At 66.0% G+C, this 3,745-nt stretch carries 5 protein-coding genes; 4 read left to right on the forward strand and 1 reads right to left on the reverse strand.

What is annotated here, in order from left to right:
- Positions 1-97: 97 nt before the first annotated feature.
- The 4 genes from hpaD to hpaI are packed head-to-tail and all read left to right on the forward strand — an operon-like array spanning position 98 to position 3,067.
- Entirely contained in the window at positions 98-1,021 is a 924-nt protein-coding gene (gene hpaD / locus ACO6VM_RS11680; RefSeq protein ID WP_258706536.1) for a 3,4-dihydroxyphenylacetate 2,3-dioxygenase, read from the forward strand.
- Between the two features lie 10 nt (positions 1,022-1,031).
- Complete coding sequence (locus tag ACO6VM_RS11685) at positions 1,032-1,442, forward strand: 5-carboxymethyl-2-hydroxymuconate isomerase (RefSeq protein WP_401057303.1); 411 nt, start codon at positions 1,032-1,034, stop codon at positions 1,440-1,442.
- A gap of 8 nt (positions 1,443-1,450) precedes the next feature.
- Entirely contained in the window at positions 1,451-2,254 is an 804-nt protein-coding gene (gene hpaH / locus ACO6VM_RS11690) for a 2-oxo-hept-4-ene-1,7-dioate hydratase (protein WP_125858560.1), read from the forward strand.
- 9 nt (positions 2,255-2,263) lie between these two features.
- The gene (hpaI, locus tag ACO6VM_RS11695; protein WP_422403277.1) at positions 2,264-3,067 is read left to right on the forward strand and encodes a 4-hydroxy-2-oxoheptanedioate aldolase; all 804 of its coding nucleotides are present in this window, start codon (positions 2,264-2,266) and stop codon (positions 3,065-3,067) included.
- A gap of 465 nt (positions 3,068-3,532) precedes the next feature.
- Here the strand turns inward: hpaI and ACO6VM_RS11700 are convergent.
- The coding region (locus ACO6VM_RS11700) for a hypothetical protein (protein WP_422403278.1) at positions 3,533-3,745 on the reverse strand (213 nt) is incomplete at its 5' end.

Here is a 3,745-nt window from a genome sequence, read left to right on the forward strand (position 1 = left end):
GTTGTGCGAGACGCTGTGCTGATGGCTTCAGCGGCTCTCTTTGGGGCCTTCCCCCCCCCCCGCGATTCGGCCACAACAACAATCACAGGAGATTCCCATGGGCAAACTCGCTCTCGCCGCCAAGATCACCCATGTACCCTCGATGTACCTGTCGGAACTGCCCGGCCCGCGCCAGGGCTTTCGCCAGGCGGCCATCGACGGTCACCTGGAAATCGGCCGGCGCTGCCGCGCACTGGGCGTCGACACCCTGGTGGTGTTCGACACCCACTGGCTGGTCAACGCCAACTACCACATCAACTGCGCCGCGCATTTCGAAGGCCTGTACACCAGCAACGAACTGCCGCACTTCATCGCCAACATGAACTACGGCTTCCCCGGCAACCCGGAACTCGGGCGCATCCTGGCCGAGGAGTGCAACCGCCTGGGCGTGGAAACCATGGCCCACGACGCCACCACGCTCGCCCCGGAGTACGGCACCCTGGTGCCGATGCGCTACATGAACACCGACCAGCACTTCAAGGTGGTCTCGGTCTCGGCGCTGTGCACCTCGCATTACCTCAACGACAGCGCCCGCCTGGGCTGGGCCATGCGCAAGGCGGTCGAGGACCACTACGACGGCACCGTGGCCTTCCTCGCCAGCGGCTCGCTGTCCCACCGTTTCGCCCAGAACGGCCAGGCCCCGGACTTTGCCACCAAGGTGTGGAGCCCGTTCCTGGAAACCCTCGACCATCGCGTGGTGCAGATGTGGCAGGACGGCGACTGGGCCGACTTCTGCGCGATGCTGCCGGAGTACGCGGTCAAGGGCCACGGCGAAGGCTTCATGCACGACACCGCGATGCTGCTCGGCGCCCTGGGCTGGTCGAAGTACGACGGTAAAGCCGAAGTGGTCACGCCCTACTTCGGCTCGTCCGGCACCGGCCAGATCAACGCGATCTTCCCGGTCACCCCTCAGGATGGCAGCACCATCCCCGCCGCCCAGGCCTCCAACCCGGCCGGCGTCACCTCCACCAGCCGCCTGTAAGGAGCGCGCCATGCCCCATCTGGTCCTGCTCTACAGCCCGGATATCGAAGCCGACGCCGACCTGCCCGGCCTGTGCCGCGCCCTGGCCGACTGCATGCTCGAACAACGCGACGAAAACGCCCGTCAGGTGTTCCCTACCGGCGGCACCCGGGTGCTGGCCTACCCCGCCGCCCACGCGGCGATCGCCGATGGCCAGGGCAATTACGGCTTCGTCTACGCCAACCTGCGCATGGGCAGCGGGCGCAGCGCCACGGTGCACCAGCAGGTCGGCGACAACCTGCTGGCCGTGCTGCGCCGCCACCTCGACCCGCTGCTGGCAAAACGCCCGGTCGGCGTGACCCTGCAGATCGACGAAAGCCAGGCCCAGGTGTACGACGCCAAGCACAGCAGCCTGCACCCCCTGTTCAACCGGAATTCCTGAGGTCTTCAATGCTCGACGCCCACATCATCCAGCAAGCCGCCGCCCGCCTCGACCAGGCTGAACGCAGCCGCGAACAGGTTGGTCAGTTCTCCCTGGAGCACCCCTCGATCAGCATCGAGGACGCCTACGCCATCCAGCGCGCCTGGGTTGCGCAAAAGATCGCCAGCGGTCGCAAGCTGGTCGGCCACAAGATCGGCCTGACTTCACGGGCCATGCAGGTTTCCTCGAACATCACCGAACCGGATTTCGGCGCGCTGCTCGACGACATGCTGTTCGACGAAGGCAGCGACATTCCCTTCGAGCGCTTCATCGTGCCGCGGGTCGAGGTGGAGCTGGCTTTCATCCTCGGCAAGCCGCTCAAGGGCCCCAACGTCAGCCTGTTCGATGTGCTCGACGCCACCGAGTGGGTGATCCCGGCGCTGGAAATCATCGACGCACGGATCCAGCAGGTCGACCCGCACAGCGGTGCCACCCGCAAGGTGTTCGACACCATCTCCGACAACGCCGCCAATGCCGGCGTGGTCATGGGCGGGCGCGCCGTGCGGCCCGGCGACATCGACCTGCGCAAGGTGCCGGCGGTGCTCTACCGCAACGGCGTGATCGAGGAATCCGGGGTGTCTGCCGCCGTGCTCAACCATCCGGCCAAGGGCGTTGCCTGGCTGGCCAACAAACTGGCCGCCTATGACGTGGGCCTTGAGGCCGGGCAGATCATCCTCGGTGGCTCCTTCACCCGCCCGGTGGCTGCCCGTCCCGGTGACACCTTCCATGTCGACTACGACCAGCTCGGCTCGATTGCCTGCCGTTTCGTCTGAGGACCGCCCATGGACATGCCCATCAACACCTTCAAGCAACGCCTGCGCAGCGGCCAGGCGCAGATCGGCCTGTGGCTAGGCCTGGCCGACCCGTATTGCGCAGAACTGGCGGCCAACGCCGGTTTCGACTGGCTGCTGCTCGACGGCGAACACGCGCCCAACGACCTGCGCAGCCTGCTCGGCCAGTTGCAGGCCGTGGCGCCCTACCCCGGCCAGCCGGTGGTGCGGCCGGTGGTTGGCGATACCGCGCTGATCAAGCAGTTGCTCGATATCGGCGCCCAGACCTTGCTGGTGCCCATGGTCGAAAGCGCCGAGCAGGCCCGCCAGCTGGTGCGTGCGGTGCGCTACCCGCCGTACGGTGTGCGCGGTGTGGGCAGTGCCCTGGCCCGGGCCTCGCGCTGGAACAGCATCCCCGGTTACCTGGACCTGGCCGACGAGCAGGTGTGCCTGCTGGTGCAGATCGAGAACCGCGAGGGGTTGGCAAACCTGGACCAAATCTGCGCCGTTGATGGTGTGGATGGGGTGTTCATCGGGCCGGCGGACCTGAGCGCGGCCATGGGGCACCGGGGCAATCCGGGGCATCCCGAAGTGCAGGCGGCTATCGAAGACGCCATCGTGCGGATTGGCCGGGCTGGCAAGGCGGCGGGGATTCTCAGTGCCGACGAGACACTGGCGCGGCGTTATATCGAGCTGGGGGCTGCGTTTGTTGCTGTAGGGGTGGATACCACCGTGTTGATGCGCGGATTGCAGCGGTTGGCGGGAGCATTCAAGGAAGGTGTGGTGAATACGACTGCCCAGGGTGGGGTTTACTGACGCGTTCGCCGAAAGATGTGCTGCGCCTATCAGATCGAGCGCCGCCCGCGCGGCGCATCGCGGTGCAAGCCCGCTCCCACATTTGTTTCGGGCCAATGAGTCCTGTGAAAGTACCGCTGCCCGCCTTGGTGCATGTCTTGAGTCAGGTGAAGCAGCGTTAGCGACCACGCCAGAACCGCGTCGTACCAACAAGGCGGACCAGGTGATGGCTCAGGAGAGACTGGCCCGAAACAAATGTGGGAGCGGGCTTGCCCCGCGATGCGCCGCGCGGGCGGCGCTCGATCTCATAGGCGCTGCAAAAACACCGGCAGGCACCTGGTGGCCCTCACCCAATCTCCCGCCATGCACCCGGTGGCCATTACCGAATCCTGATTACCCAGAGCCAGCGGTGTGACATCCAAGGGCCTGTCTTGGAATCGCATGTGGGCCACCAGGTGCATGGCGATAGAGGTGCAGCGCTCGATCTCACAGGCGCTGCAAAAACACCGGCAGGCACCTGGTGGCCTTCACCCAATCTCCTGCCATGCGCCTGGTGGCCATTACCCAATCCTGAATACCCAGGGCCAGCGGTGTGACGCCCAAGGGTCTGTCTTGAAATCGCATGAGGGCTACCAGGTGTAGGGCGATAGAGGTGCAGCGCTCTGAAGATCGAGCGCCGCCCGCGCGGCGCATCGCGGG

The organism is Pseudomonas sp. GZD-209 (assembly GCF_049310485.1).
GTDB classification, from domain to species: Bacteria; Pseudomonadota; Gammaproteobacteria; order Pseudomonadales; family Pseudomonadaceae; genus Aquipseudomonas; species Aquipseudomonas sichuanensis.